Source organism: Pseudomonas sp. LAP_36 (assembly GCF_019456785.1).
GTDB lineage: Bacteria > Pseudomonadota > Gammaproteobacteria > Pseudomonadales > Pseudomonadaceae > Aquipseudomonas > Aquipseudomonas tritici.
The window spans coordinates 360,655-378,644 of sequence record NZ_JAHZMS010000005.1; the positions used below are offsets into that span (position 1 = coordinate 360,655).

Here is a 17,990-nt window from a genome sequence, read left to right on the forward strand (position 1 = left end):
GAGCGGGCTTGCCCCGCGCTGGGTGGCGAAGCCGCCCCAATAAAGACACCGCCGAGTTCCAGATAGAACCCATTTGCCTGGTTTAGGGCCGCTTCGCAGCCCAGCGCGGGGCAAGCCCGCTCACTACAAGTGTTCTTGAGGCTTTAATGGCTATCGCAGGCAAGCCAGCTCCCGCACTGGGCCAGCAATTCGCTCGCGAAACGCGAGGTAGTGCTTGAGCACCTGCACCGGCGCCTCGATCTGCGGATAGTGGCCGATATTGGCCAGCAAGACCGTGTCGGCGTGGGGCACCAACTCGTGGTAACGCTCCACCATGTGGGCGCCGGAGATCGGGTCTATCTCGCCATCAATCACCCGCAGTGGGACTTCAGCCTGCTGCATTGCCGCGACCCAACGATCACGCAGGCGCCGACGCTGAGGAATGTAGGCGATGAGCTTGTGCAGGATGCGCGTGCCATCGTGACACTCGATCAGGCTCCAAAAATCATCCAGGGCGCTTTCGCTGGGGCGGGTATTGGGGCCGAATATCTGGCTGAAGCTGTTCGCCAGGGCATTGCGCCCAAACGCACGGCCGATCATCCAGCCCAGGGGGCTGAGCAAGAGCTTTTGTACCAGCGCCGGGCGATGGGTCTCAGGAAACAACCCCCCGTTGAGAAACACACAACTGGCCATCTGAAAGCGACCTTCATAGTGCCGCGCCAGTAATTCCTGGGCGACGCTGTCGCCGTAGTCATGGGCCAGCACATGCACCGGCTGCTCGACTCGCAGGTGCTCGAGCAGTGCCTGCTGCAAATCCGCCTGTTCCAGCAGGCAATAACCGTGGTCCAGCGGCTTGGCCGAGTCGCCAAAACCGAGCATGTCGCAGGCGATCACCAAGTTGCGGTGGGCCAGGGGCTGCCACACGTAGTGCCAGTCCCAACTGGCAGTGGGAAAGCCATGGATCAGCAGCAACGGCTCGCCCTGCCCCGCCACCCAGTAACGGATGCTGCGGCCGTGAAATTCGAATGTCTGGCTGCGTTTGCGCCAGACACTGAGCGGAATCTCGGCGAGTGGCATCAGGTTTTATACCCAGGATCGACGCGGTCCAACTTGCGCAGCAACGCCGGCCAGGCCAGCGCGCCCCCCATACCTTGTGCGCTCTTTGTGACAGCCGCCACCATTGCCTTGGCACCGACGAGTATCTGCGGCCCTATGGTGATCAATTCAGCGCCGCCGCTTTGCGCCAGCACCTGGATATCGCAGGCGCGCTGGAAGGTAAACATCATCAAAAAAGTGTCGGCGATGGTGCTGCCGCACGTCAGCAGCCCGTGGTTGTGCAGCATCAGGAAATTGTTTTCGCCAAGATCGGCCTGCAAGCGGGCCTTCTCTTCGTGGTTCAACGCCACCCCTTCGTAGGCGTGATAGGCCAGGCTCGACAGCACGAATAGGGACTGCTGGCTGATCGGCAACACGCCTTGTTTCTGCGCCGCCACCGCAACACCCGAAGCGGTGTGGGTGTGCAGCACACAGGTCACGTCGTGGCGAACTTCATGGATGGCGCTGTGGATGGTGTAGCCCGCGGGGTTGATCTCGTAGGGGCTGTCCATCAGCTTGTGGCCGGCCTGATCGACCTTGACCAGGCTCGACGCGGTGATCTCGTCGAACATCAGCCCATAGGGGTTGATCAGGAAATCATCGGTCCCCGGCACCTTGGCCGAGATATGCGTAAAGATCAGGTCATCCCAACCATGCAGCGCCACCAAGCGATAACAGGCTGCCAGGTCGACGCGGGTTTGCCATTCGGCAGCGCTGACCTGATCGTGGACATTCTGTGGCGATAGAACGGGGGCTAGGCTCACGGTAACGACCTCCTTGGCGTACTTTCTTATTATTTTTTTGAGTGATGGGGCAGTCTAGCCAGACGTCGTGGGCGCCGTAGTTGCCTTGGCAGCCAGCTTGATGACCGTACGAGTCAGTGTTGAGAATAGTTTAAATACGTGAGTACAACGTCAGAGAAGTGCCGCCAATAAAGGGGCGGCACAGGCATTGGTGCGCGAATGAGCGCTCAACCGCGCAGCGCAATGACCAGCTCGGCCAGCCACGGTTCGGCGTCAGTTTCCGGGGTGACACTTTCGCTGGCGTCCAGGCGCAGCATCGGCAGCACCTCGCGCACGCCCAACTCAGCAAACAGCTCACGCATTTGCTCGCCGCCACCGCAGAAGGTATCGCCATAGCTGGCGTCGCCCAAGCCGATGACTGCACCAGGCAGGCCGCGCCAGGCGGCGGGCAGTTGGTCGCGAATGGTCGAATACAGGGGTTGCAGGTTGTCGGGCAACTCACCCATGCCGGTGGTGGACGTCACCGCCAGAAAAGCGTCCGGCGCAAATGCCTGCACATCCGCCAGACTGGCGCGAGGGTTGTGCCAGGCCTCGAAACCTGCGGCATTGAGGATACTGGCAGCATGACGAGCGACTTCTTCGGCTGTGCCGTAGACCGAGCCGGAAAGGATGGCGACTTTCATCAATCTAATCCTGTAGTTGAGCGAAAGCGTGGGATATTAGCAGCTCGACCCACCCCTTCAAAAAAACGTCGTGCTCGGATGGAAAGAATACCGGGGTGTCTTAGACTTGCGACACCTTACATAGATGAAGCCCCGCATGATTAACGCTCAATTGATGCAAATGATCATTGATGCCTCGAACGAAGGCATCGTTATCGCTGAACGGGAAGGCGAGGATTTGCCACTGATCTACGTCAATCCCGCCTTCGAGCGGATGACTGGCTACACCCAAGACGAAGTGCTCTATCAGGACTGCCGCTTCCTGCAATCGGGAGACCGGGACCAACCGGGCCTGATCGCCATTCGAGACGCGCTGGGCAATGATGGCAATTGTCGCGAAACCCTGCGCAACTACCGCAAGGACGGCACGCATTTCTGGAACGAGCTGTCGATATCCACCGTTTACAACGCCGCAGACAAACAGACGTACTTCATCGGCGTTCAAAAGGACGTCACCGTCCAGGTCAAAGCCCTGCAGCGCGTGGCCCAATTGGAAGCGCAGGTCGCCGAACTCAAAGCAGAACTGGCCGCACTCAAGACGACGAGTGGATCTAACAAAAATTAGATAAAACGGTGATTAAGAGGATAATGGCGTTTTAACACCTACCCGTTGAGCAGGCCTCATGCAACGCGACGCACTCCTGACGCAGGACGAACTGGATTTTATCCAGACCATGCAGCACAACCCACAGTTGAACCTGCGGGATGCATCGTCGAGCCTGACGGTCAACGGGGGGGCGCAGATTCGCGACCTGCTCACTCGCCTGGCCGCCCACGACCATGTCACCATCCAGGCGCAGTTCGACAACCAGCAACTCACGTTCCCACTGCACTTGGTCGAAGATGAGTTTCACGCGGTTCACCTGCGCTTGGGCGTGCCGAGTATTTTCGAAGACGGCCCGATGATTCGTCCGTGGCGCCTGGCGCTTGAAACGCCAGTGGCCCTGGAGAACATCAAGGGCAACCCGGGGGCGATGTGGGTGCATGAGGTGTCGTTCAAAGGCGTACTGGTGGAAATTCGGGGCCGGATCAAGCCGCCCAAAACCTTTTCACTGTGGTTCAGCCCATCGGGCTATGAGCGCATTGCGGTGCGCGGAACGTTCGAACGAGAAACGGCACGCGGGCTGTTCGCCTATCGGCTGAGCCAAGGCGACGCCGATGAAACCGAGCGTCTGCGTCAGTTCATCCTGCACCAGCACCGCCTGGCCCATCCTGAAGTGCATGCCTGAAATCAGGTATCCAGGCTACCGCTCAAGAATTGCTGCAAGCGGCGCTGCATCAGCCGCCCCTCATTACCGAGACAACCAATTGACGAGTCCGCAAGACGCTCCTGCGCCAACTCCGCAGCATCACCCGCCAGCAACAACGGGCAATCCAGGGTCATAGCCAGACGCTTGAGTCGCAGCGGCAGTTCACTGCCGGGCGCTCGATTGGAAAACAGCACCAAGGCTTGCGGCTGGGTCTTTTCGCAGATCAGCGTCAGTTCATCGAATGGCTGGCCTACGCCCATGACCTTCACTGCGAGCTTTTCCCCCGACATCAGCAGGCCCGCGACCAGCAACTCCAACTCGCGGCATTCCCCGGCAACGGCCGCGAGCAATACCCGAGGTACCGACGTGGCCGCTGCCACTTGCAGACGTTGCGCAGTGCGCGAGCGCAGGAAATTGTCGAAGAACAGCCACTCGCTGGCTTGGCCGAAGCGCCCTTGGTGACGCAGCAATGCCTGCCACAGCGGCATGAGAATGTCTTGAAACACTACGGTAATCGGGTAGGCGGAAAAGATCTGGCCGTACAGCCGGTCCAACTCACGGTCATCGAATGCGCTGATTGCAAGGCGCAGACGCCCATGCCACTGGACCCACTCCACCTGCGTTTCAGGCGCGGTGCCAGGGTCGCTGAGCAGTTCGTCTCGTGCGAGGATTTTGCCGACTTTGCTCACCGCGACGCCACGTTCGATCCAGTCCAGCACCCGGTGCACGGTGTCGATATCGTCGCGTGAGTACAACCGATGCCCGCTTTCGGTGCGAGTTGGCTGGATCAGGCCGTAGCGACGCTCCCAGGCGCGCAAGGTGACCGGGTTGACGCCGGTCAGCCGGGCGACTTCACGAATAGGGAAAAGGTCGTCGCAATCAGTGAAATTGCTAGGCGTCTTTTCGCGCTGGGGAGCAGTAATTTCGGGCATCAGAGATGAAAAACATCCGCGTCAGTTTGAACACTATTTAACGCTTATTCGGCGGTGCGACACAAGTTACAGGGCGACCCGACCAAAGTACCTGGCGTATTTCGATAAAACAGGAATAATCCTTGCGTGTTTTTTCTACGTCGCTGCAACACCCCGCAGCCTCGTTTGTGTGCCGCCTACCCGGCCCAGCACACCCGCACACTTGGAGATACACAATGTCTACCTCTCCCGTCACCCTGATGGTTGCGCGTCGCGTGGCCAAGGGTCGCTATGAAGAACTGATGGCCTGGCTGCGCGAAGGCGAGCAATTGGCCACGGACTTCCCCGGCTACCTGGGCTCAGGCGTCCTTGCGCCGCCGCCCAATGATGATGAGTTCCAGATCATTTTCCGCTTCGCCGATGAGCACACCCTGCATGCCTGGGAGTTTTCTGCCTCCCGCAGTGCCTGGTTGAGCCGTGGCAGCGAATTGTTTGCCGACCCGTCCGAGCACCGCGTACGCGGCATCGACGGCTGGTTCGGCGCGGTGGGTGCTCGCCCGCCACGCTGGAAGCAGGCCGTGGCGATCTGGCTGGCGTTCTTCCCGGTATCGCTGTTGTTCAACTTTGTATTGGGCCCGCTGCTCAATGAACTGGAGCTGGTGCCACGTGTGCTGGTCAGCACCCTGGCGCTCACGCCCTTGATGGTTTATCTGTTTATCCCACTGTCGACCCACCTGCTGGCGAATTGGCTACATCCTTCCCCACCGCGCAAGGTCACTGAAGCTGCCGCTTGAGTACAGGGGCGTGCGGTCGCTGGTATAGTTTCAATCTGCCAGCGACGCGAGCCCCTCATGACTGCAACGAACGCCCCGATCCTGATCACCGGCGCCGGCCAGCGTGTCGGCCTGCATTGCGCCCAGCGCCTGCTGGACGAAGGCCACTCGGTGATTTTCAGCTACCGCAGCGAGCGGCCCGGCGTGCAGGCGTTGCGCGAGCGTGGGGCCACCGGTGTATATGCCGATTTCTCTGACGAAACCGGAATTCTCGCGTTTATCGCCGAGCTGCACACCCACACCCAGAGCCTGCGCGCGATCATCCATAACGCCTCGGCCTGGGTCGCGGAAACGCCTGGCGACGAAAGCCGCGCTTTTACCGACATGTTCAGCGTGCACATGCTTGCGCCGTACCTGATCAACCTGCATTGTTCACCCCTGCTGCAACGCTCGACACCGGCCGACATCGTGCATATCAGCGATGACGTGGTGCGCAAGGGCAGCCGCCAGCACATCGCCTACTGCGCCACCAAGGCCGGGCTCGACAGCCTTACGCTGTCATTTGCCGCGCAGTTCGCGCCGCTGATCAAGGTCAACGGCATCGCACCGGCGATGGTGATGTTCAACGAGGGCGACGATGCTGCCTACCGCGCCAAGGTACTGGCCAAGTCGGCACTGGGCATCGAGCCTGGGCCCGAGGTGATCTACCAGAGCGTGCGCTACCTGCTGGACAACCCTTATGTCACCGGAACCACCCTGACCGTCAACGGCGGGCGGCATATCAAGTAAGCCGTTTGTGAGGATGTTGTATGACCTTATCCCTGCCCCAACACTACCGCGAGATCCTTAAAGGTCTGGGCGAAGACCCCGAGCGCGAAGGCTTGCTCGATACCCCCAAGCGCGCCGCCAAGGCCATGCAATACCTGTGTCATGGCTACGCGCAGAACCTGGAGGAGATCGTCAACGGCGCGCTGTTCGCTTCTGACAATGACGAGATGGTGATCCTCAAGGACATCGAGTTGTACTCGCTGTGCGAACACCACCTGCTGCCCTTTATCGGCAAGGCCCATGTGGCCTATATTCCGACCGGCAAGGTGCTGGGCCTGTCGAAACTGGCGCGTATCGTCGACATGTTCGCCCGGCGCCTGCAGATCCAGGAAAACCTCACGCGGCAAATTGCCGACGCCATCCAGGACGTGACCCAGGCGGCCGGCGTGGCCGTGGTGATCGAAGCCAAGCACATGTGCATGATGATGCGTGGCGTAGAAAAACAGAATTCAACCATGAACACCTCGGTGATGCTCGGCGCGTTCCGCGAGTCGAACACCACGCGCATGGAGTTCCTGCAACTGATCGGACGGAGCAAGTAGCAATGCCACAACTTCAACCAGGCATGGCGCGTATCCGGGTCAAGGACCTGTGCCTGCGCACCTACATCGGTATCAACGAGGAGGAAATCCTCAACAAGCAGGATGTGCTGATCAACCTGACCATCCTGTATGCCGCCCAGGAAGCCGTGCGCGACAATGACATCGACCATGCGCTGAACTACCGCACCATCACCAAGGCGATCATCGCCCATGTGGAAGGCAACCGCTTTGCGCTGCTAGAGCGCTTGACCCAGGAATTGCTGGACCTGGTGATGAGTAATGAATCAGTGCTGTACGCCGAAGTCGAAGTCGACAAGCCCCACGCGCTGCGCTTTGCCGAATCGGTTTCGATTACCCTGGCGGCCAGCCGCTAACCCCTGAATTGCCAGTGAGCCTTATGAACGATCAACAACGCCTCGAACTCGAAGCCGCCGCCTTTCGCCGGCTGGTAGCCCACCTGGACAGCCGTAAGGATGTGCAGAACATCGACCTGATGAACCTCTCGGGCTTCTGCCGCAACTGCTTGTCCAAGTGGTACAAGGCCGAAGCTGACGAGCGCCAGATCGAGCTGAGCCTCGATGACGCCCGTGAAGTGGTGTACGGCATGCCATACGCCGAGTGGAAAGCTCAGTATCAGAAAGAAGCCAGCGCCGACCAACAGGCAGCGTTCGCTAAAAACGGCAACGGTAATAACTGATTAAACATGGAAGCAACCAAAGGAAGGTCAAGTGAAACACTCAGTATATAAATTCGCCTTAATGCTAGGCCTATTGTCGTTAGGCGCTTGCTCCACCGCTGACAAATATGCCAGCGGACGCTATTACGAAATTTATTCTGTGAGCGGTCTGGGTGGCTGCGAGTTTAAACCGGCCTTTAACGACTGTGCCGAACAACGCGTTTTCGACGTAAAAATATCAGACAACAAAGAAAAAGTTGCGTTAGCAAAGTTCATCAACCCAAGTGACAGTGTCAGCTATTTTGGATTTATCCGAAACGACTATCAGGCACAAGTCAAACCCATACGTGACTTCCTAGCATGGGCACAGGCCGACACGCACACCGCCAAGCGTTTAACGATGAAACGGCCTGCGGGGAACACCTATGGTTATCTTTTTGAAAACAGAGAAGTCGAGTATCAGTTTGACTTTACTCAAACCCGCGCGGGCGTGCCGATGCTGGTGATTCACATCGACGGCAAGGATCGCTACTTCGGGCTGACGGTAGAACAGGCTAAAAAACTACTCAGCACGCTGGATGCCTGGTACGACAATCGTTCTGTAGGCTACAAGCTGACCTAATCCGGCGGGCAGGCAGCCGCAACGGCTGCCTGCCAATACGGAATCAGAACTTCTGCAGCCTGAACGTGCCATCCTCACAGTTTTCCAGAGCCAAGTCGGTGACAGGCTTTTTATCGTAGTAGCCCTTCTCGGTTTTGTAGACTTCATAAACAGTGAGCGTGCGCGGGGCATACTGATTAACGAAGAGCCCGGTCACATAATAGTAAGACCCTACGACCGGTTTGAACGTGACAGTACTGTATGAACCATTAGCTGAAATCATACGCACTGCGATATTTTTTTGTGCACTCACCCAAAACTCGCGGCGCAGCGGCGGGGTTTCTGGAATGTCGGGAAACCCTTCGATCTTATTGTTCATTGCTGTCTGAAAACCCACCGCATTATTGGTATAGCCATTTTGCGGGTCATCCAGATTTATACACGTACCGGTATTAGGGTAGACACGGATATAGTCAATATTACGGTTATCAAAACTGACACCGACCCGTTCGCCGCCCTGAACATCTTCCAATTTGTGGCTGTAGGTAGCCACCGAACAACCACTTAACAAGACTCCCGCAACCGTCGCACACAACATTATCCTTAACACAGCAACTCCTACAGTTATTCAAACCCTGTTACTCGTTCAATCGAGCGGGATGGTTGCGCGAATTCTAGGAAGCACCACCACGAAAACGCAAACCTTTTAAAATATCCCTGCGCCGAATGATCTCGACACTCAAAAAAGCTACCATGCGCGCGCGTGCACATACGCGTGTACATATTGACCCCGACGTTAAAAGGCTCCATACCCATGACCGACCTGACCACCCTTCGCGCCAGCCTCAACAGCGGCGAACACGTTTTTTCCGACACCTTGGCTTTTGTCGCTGCCGGTTACGATTACCAGCCACAAGCTTTCACCAATGGCGCTGTAGAAAATGCGGCCGGGCAGAACGAGGGTTCGTGCAAGACATTGGGTCTGGCCCTGCTGGAAGGTCTGAGCGATCAGGAAGCGCTGTTGGCTTTTGGCGAGCATTACCGTTCGGTAGTGGCGACGCCTGAGGGCAGCGACCACGCCAACATCCGCGCCTTGATCGCGCATGGCCTGGCCGGCGTAAAGTTCACCGCACAGCCCCTGACTCGCAAGTCCTGAGTCAAACACAGATCAAAATGTGGGAGCGGGCTTGCTCGCGAAAGCGGAGTGTCAGTCACTTAATGTGTATTTGATACACCGCGTTCACGAGCAAGCCCGCTCCCACATTTGAACTGAGGCGTTAATCAAATCTCAGACATAAAAAACCGGCCTCACAGCCGGTTTTTTAGTTCAACGGGTTCAGAACGAAGCGTTCTGCAGGCCGTCGAGGTAACGCTCGGCATCCAGTGCCGCCATGCAGCCAGCACCGGCCGAGGTGATCGCCTGACGATACACGTGGTCAGCCACGTCACCGGCAGCGAAGATACCTTCGATGTTGGTGGCGGTGGCGTTGCCTTCACGGCCGCCCTGCACCACCAGGTAACCGTCTTTGGCTTCCAGCACGCCTTCGAACAGCGAGGTGTTCGGGGTGTGGCCGATGGCGATGAACACGCCGTCGACTTTCAGTTCGTCAAAGCTGCCGTCGTTGTTTTTCAGGCGAGCACCGGTCACGCCCATGTTGTCGCCCAGGACTTCGTCCAGGGTGGCGTTGAGCTTGAGGATGATCTTGCCTTCAGCGACACGGGCGTGCAGCTTGTCGATCAGGATCTTCTCGGCGCGGAAGGTCTCGCGGCGGTGAACCAGGGTCACGGTGCTGGCGATGTTCGCCAGGTACAGCGCCTCTTCCACGGCCGTGTTGCCGCCGCCGACCACGGCAACCGGTTTGTTGCGATAGAAGAAACCATCGCAGGTCGCGCAGGCGGATACGCCCTTGCCCATGAACGCTTCTTCCGATGGCAGGCCCAGGTAGCGGGCGCTGGCGCCCGTGGCGATGATAAGCGCGTCACAGGTGTATACGCCGCTGTCGCCGGTCAGGCTGTAAGGCTTTTTCGAGAAATCGACTTTGTTGATGTGATCAAACACGATTTCGGTTTCAAAGCGCTCGGCGTGTTCTTTCATACGCTCCATCAGCACCGGGCCGGTCAGACCGTGGACGTCGCCCGGCCAGTTGTCGACTTCGGTGGTGGTGGTCAATTGACCGCCCGCCTGCATGCCGGTGATCAGCAGCGGCTTGAGGTTGGCCCGGGCAGCGTAGACCGCAGCGCTGTAACCGGCAGGGCCGGAACCGAGAATAATCACTCGCGAATGACGGGTATCAGACATGACTCACTCCTATCGACCGCCCGGACTACAAGGCGGCTGGAATAAAAAAGGGACTACGAAGCACTTGGGGAAGGCTTGAACTCGCAGGCCCTGAAAAATAATGGGTGCAGCGTATCGAGGGGGGCAAGATTAAGGAAATACGGAATAACAATCCAGCTCATAGGTGGTCTCTATGCAGTCGGGTTGGTTCATCGACACGTTTGTTACCGCTGATGTCGCCGCTTTCGCCTAAGGTGCAAAGTCGGTAAGGTCGGCGCGTTCGCCCCTTTGCTCGGAGTTCTCCATGCCCGCCCCTGCTCTTTCTGGCCCGCAATACCTGCGTGAAGGCCTCAAACTGGTGTTGAGCCCTGGCCTGCGACTGTTTGTTTTGCTGCCGCTGGCGATCAACCTGATGCTGTTCGTCGGCTTGATCTATTTCGCCGGTCACGAGTTCAGTGTGTGGGTCGACCATTTGATGCCGACGCTGCCGATCTGGCTGAGTTTTCTGAATTACCTCATCTGGCCTCTGTTCGTGGTGCTAGTGGTGCTGATGGTGTTTTTCACCTTCACCATGCTGGCCAACATCATCGCCGCGCCCTTTAACGGCTTTCTCTCGGAGAAGGTTGAAGTGGTGGTACGTGGCACCGACGACTTTCCGGCCTTCAGCTGGGGCGAGTTGGTCGCCATGGTCCCGCGCACGCTGGCCCGGGAAATGCGCAAGCTGGGCTACTTCCTGCCACGGGCCATCGGCTTGTTTATCCTGTCGTTCATTCCGGTGGTCAACCTGATCGCCGCGCCACTATGGCTGTTGTTTGGCGTGTGGATGATGGCGATCCAGTACATCGACTACCCGGCGGACAACCACAAGCTGGGCTGGAACGAGATGCTTGCCTGGCTGCGCCAGAAACGTTGGCAGAGCATGAGTTTCGGCGGCATCGTCTACCTGGTGCTGCTGGTGCCGGTGGTCAACCTGCTGATGATGCCGGCGGCGGTGGCCGGGGCGACGTTGTTCTGGGTGCGCGAGCAAGGTGCCGAAGCGATGGCGCAGCCGAAAAAAGTGACCCCGTCATAAATCCATCATGCCGATGACACAATGACGACATGGCCCACGGCGACACTGTGGGTCATGACGACAGCCTCGCTTCACATCACCCTGATTACCGAAACCTTCCCGCCAGAGATCAACGGGGTGGCCAATACCCTTGGCCGCTTGTGCGAGGGTTTGCGCGCGCGCGGCCATCAAGTCGAGCTGGTGCGCCCACGCCAGGGCGTCGACCAGAGCCGCCCCAGCGACGATGAGTTGCTGCTGTGCCGTGGCTGGCCGCTACCCGGGTACCCGGGCCTGCAATGGGGACAGTCGTCGATGCACAAATTGCTGCGACGCTGGACCCGTCAGCGTCCGGACGTGCTGTACATCGCCACCGAGGGGCCATTGGGTCTCTCTGCCCTGCGCGCTGCGCGGCGCCTGGGGATCAGCGTGGTCAGTGGCTTTCATACCAATTTCCAGCAGTACTCGAACCAATACGGCTTGAGCATGCTGAGCCGAATGGTCACTCACTACCTGCGCTGGTTTCATAACCGTTCGACCTTGACCCTGGTACCCAGCGCCAGCCAGCGCCTGGAGTTGGAGCGCAGGCATTTCGAGCGTCTGGGGATGTTGTCACGCGGGGTGGACAGCCAGTTGTTCCACCCGGCCAGACGCGACAACGCGCTGCGGGAAAGCTGGGCATTGAACAGTGAGCAAACTGCCGTGCTCTACGTAGGCAGACTTGCGCAGGAGAAGAACCTGGGAGTGCTCAAGCGTTGCTTTGAGACGTTGCAGGACACTTATCCACAGCGTCAGATGAGGCTGATCATCGTCGGCGATGGCCCACAACGGGCGATGATGGAAAAGGAACTGCCGGAAGCGATCTTCTGCGGCACCTTGCGAGGCGAGGAACTGGCGCGGCATTACGCGTCAGGCGATGTGTTCCTGTTCCCCAGCCTGACCGAAACCTTTGGCAACGTGGTGTTGGAGGCGATGGCATCGGGCTTGGGTGTGGTGGCCTACGATCAGGCGGCTGCGACCCAGCATATTCGCCATGGCTACAACGGTGTGCTGGCGATGCCGGGAGATGAGAATGCGTTTTGTGAGGCCGCGAACTGGTTGCTGGAGGACGCAGAAAGCTTGCGCCGCATGCGCCTGAATGCCCGTCAGCATGCGAGTCGCCAGGGTTGGCCGGCGATTATCGAGCAGTTTGAGCATCAGCTACGGGGTGCATGCGATGAAAACCCTGCGCTTCCTACACAGCCTTACGTGCGATAAACCCTTAAGTCTTTCCTTATATTTAAGCTGGGAACTCCTTAATGCTGAACGCCAATTATTGATACCTGCTATGCAAGCAGGGCTTTCAATTATTGGAGATACGAAAAATGTCTGCTTACGGAATGGGTGCACGCAATGGCGTCAACATGCCAAACGCCGAATGGACGCGTCAGCAACAATGGCTGGATAAATCCCGGGCAGCCCCCCCTGTCTACGGTCAGACCGGGCATAAAGACCCAAACAAAACCGACCACAGTAAAGAGCTGTACAAGGGGCCGCAGTACTAGTCACTAAAACCATAAAGCTCCCTGTGCGGCCACAGGGAGTCCAACCACTCAAACCAGGGTCGTCAACGCCTCACGACTGAATGGCAGGATGTCGCTCTCCCGGCCCTCGCGCACCTTCACGGCCCAATCCGGGTCCACCAGCAGGGCACGGCCCACGGCGACCAGGTCGAACTCATCGTTGTTCAAGCGTTCCAGCAGTTTCTCAAGGCTGGCCGGTTGCGCGACCTTGTCAGTGTTGACCATGAACTGCAGGAACTCGCCATCCAGGCCCACGCTGCCCACGGTAATGGTCGGCTTACCGGTGAGCTTGCGGGTCCAGCCGGCCAGGTTGAGGGTGGAGCCTTCGAATTCAGGCTCCCAGAAGCGACGGGTGGAGCAGTGGAAAATATCCACACCGGCGTCAGACAACGGCTTGAGGAACTCGCCCAACGCTTCCGGGGTTTGCACCAGGCGAGCGGTGTAGTCCTGCTGTTTCCACTGGGAGAAACGGAAGATGATCGGAAAGTCTGGGCCAACTACGGCGCGGGTGGCCTCGATCAGCTCGATCGCAAAGCGCGAACGGTTGGCCAGACTGCCGCCGTATTCGTCGGTGCGCTGGTTGCTGCCTTCCCAGAAGAACTGGTCCACCAGGTAGCCGTGGGCGCCGTGGATCTCTACACCGTCCATGCCGATGCTCTGGGCATCCCTGGCGGCCTGGGCGAAGGCGTTGATCACTTCTTTGATGTCCTGAGGGGTCATGCCGTGGACGACCACGTTGCCATCCTTGAGTTTTTCCATCGGGCCATAGGCTGGCACGCTGGCATCTGGCTCGGTGCCAATACGACGCACGCTGCCTACGTGCCACAATTGCGGAACGATCTTGCCGCCTTCAGCGTGCACCGCGTCGACTACCTTCTTCCAGCCAGCCAGGGCGGCTTCACCGTAGAAATGCGGAACATTGGGGTAGCCGTTTGAGGCTTGATGGCCGACCACCGTACCTTCGGTGATGATCAGGCCCACGCCCGCGGCGGCGCGGCGACGGTAGTACTCGATGACGTTGGAATTGGGGACGCCACCCGGGGAGAACGAGCGGGTCATCGGCGCCATGACCACGCGCGTCGACAGTTGCAATGCACCGAGCTGGAACGGTTTGAACAAGGCTTGGACAGGCATGGGGGCACTCCACGGGAGACTGGATTTATGATGTGGATAATATGGGGAGTGCGCAGCGCTGAGTAGCACTATTGATCTGAGTGATTAAGGGGTAAAAGTGGCAAGGCTTTCAGGGCTGCTGCGCAGCCCAACGGGAGCAAGCTCACTCGCCACAGGGGGGAAGTTTAGCTCAGGGCTTTTTCGATGGCCTGGACGATCGTCGGATCATCCGGCGCTGTACGTGGCGAAAAGCGCGCGAGCACCCGGCCGTCTTTACCCAACAGGAATTTTTCGAAATTCCAGGTGATATCCCCGGGGAACTCGGCGCCCTCGCCTGCCAGCAGGCGGTACAGTTGATGCCGATCAGGGCCGTTGACCTCGAGCTTGCTGCCCAGCGGGAACGTTACCCCGTAGTTGAGGCTGCAGAACGCCTGGATCTCTTCCTCAGTACCCGGCTCCTGGCCGGCAAACTGATTGCACGGCAAGCCAAGTACGGTAAAACCCTGGTCCTTGTACTGCTGGTAGAGTTTTTCCAACGCGGCGTATTGCGGGGTCAAACCACATTTGGAGGCTACGTTGACCACCAGCACCACTTGCCCCTTGAAGGGCGCCAGCGGCAGCTCTTGTCCGTCCAACGCTTTGAGTTTCAGGTCGTGGAAAGCACTCATGACGAACTCCAGATATCCCATATTCTTCGCATTGCAGCGCTTCGAGATTACAGCTCGCAAGCCTGCAATCATAGACGCCGATTGCAAAACTCGCCTGCGGGTTACTGAGCGGTCGGCCAGGGCAAAATCGGAATCGCCGTCACGGCGTTCTGCGGGCTGCCTTCGATCAGTCGGTCGCTGTACACCAGATACACCAGGGTGTTGCGCTTCTTGTCGAGGAAACGCACCACCTGCATGGTCTTGAACACCAGTGAGGTGCGCTCCTTGAACACTTCGTCGCCATCCTTGAGCTCGCCCTTGAAGCGGATCGGCCCCACCTGACGGCAAGCGATCGAGGCTTCGGCGCGGTCTTCAGCCAGGCCCAAGCCGCCTTTGACGCCGCCGGTCTTGGCGCGCGACAGGTAGCACGTCACGCCGTCGACCTTGGGGTCATCAAACGCTTCGACCACGATCCGGTCGTTGGGGCCGACAAACTTGAACACCGTCGACACCTGGCCGACTTCCTCGGCGGACGCCAGCAGCGGCATGGCCAACAGCAGGCCGAGCATTCCCTTCATTAAACGCATCGTGTATTCCTTTGGTTAGACCAGGATCAGGTTGTCGCGGTGCACCAGTTCAGGTTCCGCCATGTAACCCAATAGTCCGACAATCGCATCAGACGATTGTCCAATGATTTTCTGCGCTTCAAGGGCGCTGTAGTTGGCCAGGCCACGAGCAATTTCACGACCGTCCGGCGCAACGCAGACCACCATCTCGCCACGGCGGAAGCTGCCCTGCACCAATTTGACGCCCACCGGCAGCAAGCTCTTGTTGCCCTGGGACAACGCTGACACGGCACCCTCGTCCAGCACCAGTGTGCCTCGGGTTTGCAGATGACCGGCCAGCCACTGTTTGCGCGCCGCCAGCATGCCGCGCTCCGGCGACAACAGGGTGCCGATGCGCTCACCGGCCTTGAGGCGGTCCAGCACGCGCTCCAGGCGCCCGCCGACGATGATGGTGTGCGCGCCGGAACGTGCGGCCAGGCGTGCGGCACGCAGTTTGGTCTGCATGCCGCCACGGCCCAGGGCGCCGCCGACACTGCCGGCCACGGCGTCCAGCGCCGGGTCATCGGCGCGCGCTTCGTAGATGAGCTGGGCATCAGGGTTGTTGCGCGGGTCGGCGTCGAACATGCCGTCGCGGTCGGTAAGAATCACCAGCAGGTCGGCTTCCACCAGGTTGGCCACCAGGGCGGCCAGGGTGTCGTTGTCGCCGAAGCGGATTTCGTCGGTGACCACCGTGTCGTTTTCGTTGATGACCGGGATGACCTTGAGCTCCACCAGCGCACGCAGGGTGCTGCGGGCGTTGAGGTAGCGCTTGCGGTCGGACAGGTCGTCGTGGGTCAGCAGGATCTGCGCCGTGTGGCGACCGTGCTCGGCAAAGCTGGATTCCCAGGCTTGCACCAGGCCCATCTGGCCGATGGCGGCGGCGGCTTGCAGCTCGTGCATCGCGCTGGGTCGCGCGGTCCAGCCGAGGCGGCTCATCCCGGCAGCAACTGCCCCGGACGACACCAGCACCAACTCGACGCCTGCTTCATGCAAGGCCACCATCTGCTCGACCCAGACGCTCATGGCTGCGCGATCCAGACCTTTGCCATCCGCCGTCAGCAGCGCACTTCCGATCTTTACGACCCAGCGCTGCGCACCTGTCACTTTGCTCCGCATCATCTTCAACCTTAAAGTGATGGCTGCGCGACCCAGCGCCGCCCATAACGTTATACCCAGATACCAAAACGCCGCTCTAAAAGGAGCGGCGTTCAAGTTTATCGCAACAGATCAGTCGCGCACGTAAATGATTTCCGGACCGTCTTCATCATCCACGTCTTCTTCGTCCCAATCATCGTCGCCGATGTCATGGACCGACTTCACGCCGCTGCGGCGCAGGGCACGCTGGTCGTCCAGGGCTTGCAACTGGGCACGGGCCTCGTCTTCGATCTGCTGATCGAGCTCAGCCAGTTCGGCCTTGAACACCGGGTCGGCCGCGAGGCGGTCGGCACGGTCTTCGAGGTAGCGCATGATGTCGCGGGTCAGGCGCTCGGTGCCTTCTTTGGCGATGGCCGAGATCACGTAGACCGGGCCAGTCCATTCCAGGCGGTCAACGATTTCCTTGACGCGCTCTTCGTGCTCTTCTTCGAGGATCTGGTCGCACTTGTTCAGCACCAACCAGCGATCACGCTCGGCCAGGGCCGGGCTGAACTTGGTCAGCTCGCTGACGATCACTTCGGCGGCGTCCGGTGCACTGGTGTCATCCAGCGGCGCCATATCGACGAGGTGCAGCAGCAAACGGGTACGCGACAAGTGCTTGAGGAAGCGAATCCCCAGGCCAGCACCGTCGGAAGCACCTTCGATCAGGCCAGGAATGTCGGCGACCACGAAGCTTTTCCAACGGTCGACGCTAACCACGCCCAGGTTGGGTACCAGGGTGGTGAACGGGTAGTCGGCGACTTTCGGCTTGGCGGCCGATACCGAACGGATGAAGGTACTTTTACCGGCGTTCGGCAGGCCCAACAGGCCTACGTCGGCGAGGACTTTCATTTCCAGCTTGAGGTCACGCTGCTCGCCCGGCTTGCCTGGCGTGGTCTGGCGTGGCGCGCGGTTGGTACTGGACTTGAATCGGGTGTTACCCAGACCGTGCCAGCCGCCCTGCACAACCATCAGCTTCTGGCCGGCCTTGGTCAGGTCGCCAATCACTTCCTGGGTGGCCGAGTCGATGATCGTGGTGCCAACCGGTACGCGCAGTACCAGGTCTTCGCCTTTTTTACCGGTGCAGTCGGTGCTGCCGCCGTTGGAGCCACGCTCGGCATCAAAGTGCCGGGTGTAACGGTAGTCGACCAGGGTGTTGAGGTTTTCGTCGGCCATCATGTAGATGGAACCGCCGTCACCGCCATCACCGCCGTTAGGACCACCGTTTTCGATGAATTTTTCGCGACGGAAACTCATGCAACCGTTACCGCCGTCGCCTGCTTTTACTCGGATGGAAACTTCATCAACGAACTTCATAACAAAACGCCTCTCGCCGCACGGACGAGCTTAAGAAACCAAGACATAAGACTCTTGCAAAAATGAGCGCAGCGACCTCAATCAACGACCGCACATCCCGCGCTTGAGCCCATTACAAACAGCTTTGCAAGAGACTCACCCCACAAACGAAAAAGCCCCGTCGCGA

Annotated in this window: 23 protein-coding genes; 12 read left to right on the top strand and 11 right to left on the bottom strand. The window is 59.1% G+C overall.

Going from position 1 to position 17,990, the window contains the following annotated elements; translation table 11 throughout:
• Positions 1–150: 150 nt before the first annotated feature.
• The 3 genes from JBO08_RS18810 to JBO08_RS18820 all read right to left on the bottom strand — a co-directional run bounded on the left by JBO08_RS18810 (position 151) and on the right by JBO08_RS18820 (position 2,500).
• Complete coding sequence (locus JBO08_RS18810; protein ID WP_065874476.1) at positions 151–1,056, bottom strand: alpha/beta fold hydrolase; 906 nt, start codon at positions 1,054–1,056, stop codon at positions 151–153.
• The gene (locus tag JBO08_RS18815; RefSeq protein ID WP_220074414.1) at positions 1,056–1,838 is read right to left on the bottom strand and encodes a class II aldolase/adducin family protein; all 783 of its coding nucleotides are present in this window, start codon (positions 1,836–1,838) and stop codon (positions 1,056–1,058) included. The genes JBO08_RS18810 and JBO08_RS18815 overlap by 1 nt, the downstream gene beginning before the upstream one ends.
• 206 nt (positions 1,839–2,044) lie before the next feature.
• Entirely contained in the window at positions 2,045–2,500 is a 456-nt protein-coding gene (locus JBO08_RS18820; protein ID WP_065874474.1) for a flavodoxin, read from the bottom strand.
• A 136-nt stretch (positions 2,501–2,636) separates the two neighbouring features.
• Here JBO08_RS18820 and JBO08_RS18825 point away from each other — a divergent pair, with 136 nt between their 5' ends.
• On the top strand, positions 2,637–3,104 hold the full coding sequence (locus tag JBO08_RS18825; RefSeq protein WP_065874473.1) for a PAS domain-containing protein: 468 nt from the start codon (positions 2,637–2,639) through the stop codon (positions 3,102–3,104).
• A gap of 58 nt (positions 3,105–3,162) precedes the next feature.
• Positions 3,163–3,768: a hypothetical protein gene (locus tag JBO08_RS18830; protein WP_065874472.1), complete on the top strand. Its 606-nt coding sequence runs from the start codon at positions 3,163–3,165 to the stop codon at positions 3,766–3,768.
• A gap of 2 nt (positions 3,769–3,770) precedes the next feature.
• Here the strand turns inward: JBO08_RS18830 and JBO08_RS18835 are convergent, their stop codons facing one another.
• Positions 3,771–4,721: a MerR family transcriptional regulator gene (locus JBO08_RS18835; protein ID WP_220074415.1), complete on the bottom strand. Its 951-nt coding sequence runs from the start codon at positions 4,719–4,721 to the stop codon at positions 3,771–3,773.
• A 215-nt stretch (positions 4,722–4,936) separates the two neighbouring features.
• Between JBO08_RS18835 and JBO08_RS18840 the strand changes: the two genes are divergently transcribed.
• Genes JBO08_RS18840 through JBO08_RS18865 form a run of 6 tightly spaced genes read left to right on the top strand, consistent with a single transcriptional unit; the run spans position 4,937 to position 8,141 of the window.
• Complete coding sequence (locus tag JBO08_RS18840; RefSeq protein WP_065874470.1) at positions 4,937–5,494, top strand: antibiotic biosynthesis monooxygenase; 558 nt, start codon at positions 4,937–4,939, stop codon at positions 5,492–5,494.
• A 57-nt stretch (positions 5,495–5,551) separates the two neighbouring features.
• A complete protein-coding gene (folM, locus tag JBO08_RS18845; protein WP_065874469.1) occupies positions 5,552–6,262 on the top strand; it encodes a dihydromonapterin reductase in 711 nt (236 codons plus the stop codon).
• Positions 6,263–6,282: 20 nt separating this feature from the next.
• The gene (folE, locus tag JBO08_RS18850; RefSeq protein WP_049711572.1) at positions 6,283–6,843 is read left to right on the top strand and encodes a GTP cyclohydrolase I FolE; all 561 of its coding nucleotides are present in this window, start codon (positions 6,283–6,285) and stop codon (positions 6,841–6,843) included.
• A gap of 2 nt (positions 6,844–6,845) precedes the next feature.
• The gene (folX, locus tag JBO08_RS18855; protein ID WP_065874468.1) at positions 6,846–7,217 is read left to right on the top strand and encodes a dihydroneopterin triphosphate 2'-epimerase; all 372 of its coding nucleotides are present in this window, start codon (positions 6,846–6,848) and stop codon (positions 7,215–7,217) included.
• Between the two features lie 23 nt (positions 7,218–7,240).
• On the top strand, positions 7,241–7,540 hold the full coding sequence (locus tag JBO08_RS18860) for a DUF1244 domain-containing protein (RefSeq protein WP_065874467.1): 300 nt from the start codon (positions 7,241–7,243) through the stop codon (positions 7,538–7,540).
• A gap of 31 nt (positions 7,541–7,571) precedes the next feature.
• The gene (locus JBO08_RS18865) at positions 7,572–8,141 is read left to right on the top strand and encodes a hypothetical protein (protein WP_065874466.1); all 570 of its coding nucleotides are present in this window, start codon (positions 7,572–7,574) and stop codon (positions 8,139–8,141) included.
• Positions 8,142–8,184: 43 nt separating this feature from the next.
• Here JBO08_RS18865 and JBO08_RS18870 read toward each other — a convergent pair whose 3' ends face one another.
• Entirely contained in the window at positions 8,185–8,673 is a 489-nt protein-coding gene (locus tag JBO08_RS18870; RefSeq protein ID WP_202895309.1) for a hypothetical protein, read from the bottom strand.
• 261 nt (positions 8,674–8,934) lie between these two features.
• On the opposite strand from JBO08_RS18870, the gene JBO08_RS18875 reads away from it, so the two are divergent.
• Positions 8,935–9,276 (top strand): HopJ type III effector protein, encoded by a 342-nt coding sequence (locus tag JBO08_RS18875; RefSeq protein WP_065874465.1) that lies wholly within the window; start codon positions 8,935–8,937, stop codon positions 9,274–9,276.
• 180 nt (positions 9,277–9,456) lie between these two features.
• Here JBO08_RS18875 and trxB read toward each other — a convergent pair whose 3' ends face one another.
• Positions 9,457–10,419 carry a thioredoxin-disulfide reductase gene (trxB, locus tag JBO08_RS18880; protein WP_003176041.1) on the bottom strand — a complete coding sequence of 321 codons (963 nt, stop codon included), beginning with the start codon at positions 10,417–10,419 and terminating at the stop codon, positions 9,457–9,459.
• Between the two features lie 283 nt (positions 10,420–10,702).
• Between trxB and cysZ the strand changes: the two genes are divergently transcribed.
• The 3 genes from cysZ (at position 10,703) to JBO08_RS18895 (ending at position 12,990) form a co-directional block, all read left to right on the top strand.
• Positions 10,703–11,470, top strand: a complete 768-nt coding sequence (cysZ, locus tag JBO08_RS18885) for a sulfate transporter CysZ (RefSeq protein ID WP_220074416.1) — start codon at positions 10,703–10,705, stop codon at positions 11,468–11,470.
• A gap of 54 nt (positions 11,471–11,524) precedes the next feature.
• A complete protein-coding gene (locus tag JBO08_RS18890; RefSeq protein WP_065874463.1) occupies positions 11,525–12,703 on the top strand; it encodes a glycosyltransferase family 1 protein in 1,179 nt (392 codons plus the stop codon).
• Between the two features lie 107 nt (positions 12,704–12,810).
• A complete protein-coding gene (locus JBO08_RS18895) occupies positions 12,811–12,990 on the top strand; it encodes a hypothetical protein (RefSeq protein WP_065874462.1) in 180 nt (59 codons plus the stop codon).
• Positions 12,991–13,038: 48 nt separating this feature from the next.
• Here the strand turns inward: JBO08_RS18895 and JBO08_RS18900 are convergent, their stop codons facing one another.
• From JBO08_RS18900 to cgtA, 5 genes are all read right to left on the bottom strand, one after another.
• Complete coding sequence (locus JBO08_RS18900) at positions 13,039–14,142, bottom strand: NADH:flavin oxidoreductase (protein WP_065880726.1); 1,104 nt, start codon at positions 14,140–14,142, stop codon at positions 13,039–13,041.
• Between the two features lie 164 nt (positions 14,143–14,306).
• Positions 14,307–14,789, bottom strand: a complete 483-nt coding sequence (locus tag JBO08_RS18905; protein ID WP_049711568.1) for a glutathione peroxidase — start codon at positions 14,787–14,789, stop codon at positions 14,307–14,309.
• Positions 14,790–14,890: 101 nt separating this feature from the next.
• Positions 14,891–15,355 carry a CreA family protein gene (locus JBO08_RS18910; RefSeq protein ID WP_065874460.1) on the bottom strand — a complete coding sequence of 155 codons (465 nt, stop codon included), beginning with the start codon at positions 15,353–15,355 and terminating at the stop codon, positions 14,891–14,893.
• A gap of 15 nt (positions 15,356–15,370) precedes the next feature.
• Positions 15,371–16,489: a glutamate 5-kinase gene (gene proB, locus JBO08_RS18915; protein WP_005791305.1), complete on the bottom strand. Its 1,119-nt coding sequence runs from the start codon at positions 16,487–16,489 to the stop codon at positions 15,371–15,373.
• A gap of 111 nt (positions 16,490–16,600) precedes the next feature.
• Positions 16,601–17,824: an Obg family GTPase CgtA gene (gene cgtA, locus JBO08_RS18920; RefSeq protein ID WP_065874686.1), complete on the bottom strand. Its 1,224-nt coding sequence runs from the start codon at positions 17,822–17,824 to the stop codon at positions 16,601–16,603.
• Between the last annotated feature and the right edge of the window lie 166 nt (positions 17,825–17,990).

Coding starts and splice junctions, on each gene's coding strand:
- JBO08_RS18860 (WP_065874467.1), top strand. CDS start 7,241: ATGAACGATCAACAACGCCTCGAACTCGAAGCCGCCGCCTTTCGCCGG.
- JBO08_RS18810 (WP_065874476.1), bottom strand. CDS start 1,056: ATGCCACTCGCCGAGATTCCGCTCAGTGTCTGGCGCAAACGCAGCCAG.
- trxB (WP_003176041.1), bottom strand. CDS start 10,419: ATGTCTGATACCCGTCATTCGCGAGTGATTATTCTCGGTTCCGGCCCT.
- JBO08_RS18875 (WP_065874465.1), top strand. CDS start 8,935: ATGACCGACCTGACCACCCTTCGCGCCAGCCTCAACAGCGGCGAACAC.
- JBO08_RS18820 (WP_065874474.1), bottom strand. CDS start 2,500: ATGAAAGTCGCCATCCTTTCCGGCTCGGTCTACGGCACAGCCGAAGAA.
- JBO08_RS18830 (WP_065874472.1), top strand. CDS start 3,163: ATGCAACGCGACGCACTCCTGACGCAGGACGAACTGGATTTTATCCAG.
- cgtA (WP_065874686.1), bottom strand. CDS start 17,824: ATGAAGTTCGTTGATGAAGTTTCCATCCGAGTAAAAGCAGGCGACGGC.
- JBO08_RS18910 (WP_065874460.1), bottom strand. CDS start 15,355: ATGCGTTTAATGAAGGGAATGCTCGGCCTGCTGTTGGCCATGCCGCTG.
- JBO08_RS18905 (WP_049711568.1), bottom strand. CDS start 14,789: ATGAGTGCTTTCCACGACCTGAAACTCAAAGCGTTGGACGGACAAGAG.
- folM (WP_065874469.1), top strand. CDS start 5,552: ATGACTGCAACGAACGCCCCGATCCTGATCACCGGCGCCGGCCAGCGT.
- folX (WP_065874468.1), top strand. CDS start 6,846: ATGCCACAACTTCAACCAGGCATGGCGCGTATCCGGGTCAAGGACCTG.
- JBO08_RS18825 (WP_065874473.1), top strand. CDS start 2,637: ATGATTAACGCTCAATTGATGCAAATGATCATTGATGCCTCGAACGAA.
- JBO08_RS18840 (WP_065874470.1), top strand. CDS start 4,937: ATGTCTACCTCTCCCGTCACCCTGATGGTTGCGCGTCGCGTGGCCAAG.
- JBO08_RS18835 (WP_220074415.1), bottom strand. CDS start 4,721: ATGCCCGAAATTACTGCTCCCCAGCGCGAAAAGACGCCTAGCAATTTC.
- JBO08_RS18900 (WP_065880726.1), bottom strand. CDS start 14,142: ATGCCTGTCCAAGCCTTGTTCAAACCGTTCCAGCTCGGTGCATTGCAA.
- proB (WP_005791305.1), bottom strand. CDS start 16,489: ATGCGGAGCAAAGTGACAGGTGCGCAGCGCTGGGTCGTAAAGATCGGA.
- JBO08_RS18890 (WP_065874463.1), top strand. CDS start 11,525: ATGACGACAGCCTCGCTTCACATCACCCTGATTACCGAAACCTTCCCG.
- folE (WP_049711572.1), top strand. CDS start 6,283: ATGACCTTATCCCTGCCCCAACACTACCGCGAGATCCTTAAAGGTCTG.
- JBO08_RS18895 (WP_065874462.1), top strand. CDS start 12,811: ATGTCTGCTTACGGAATGGGTGCACGCAATGGCGTCAACATGCCAAAC.
- cysZ (WP_220074416.1), top strand. CDS start 10,703: ATGCCCGCCCCTGCTCTTTCTGGCCCGCAATACCTGCGTGAAGGCCTC.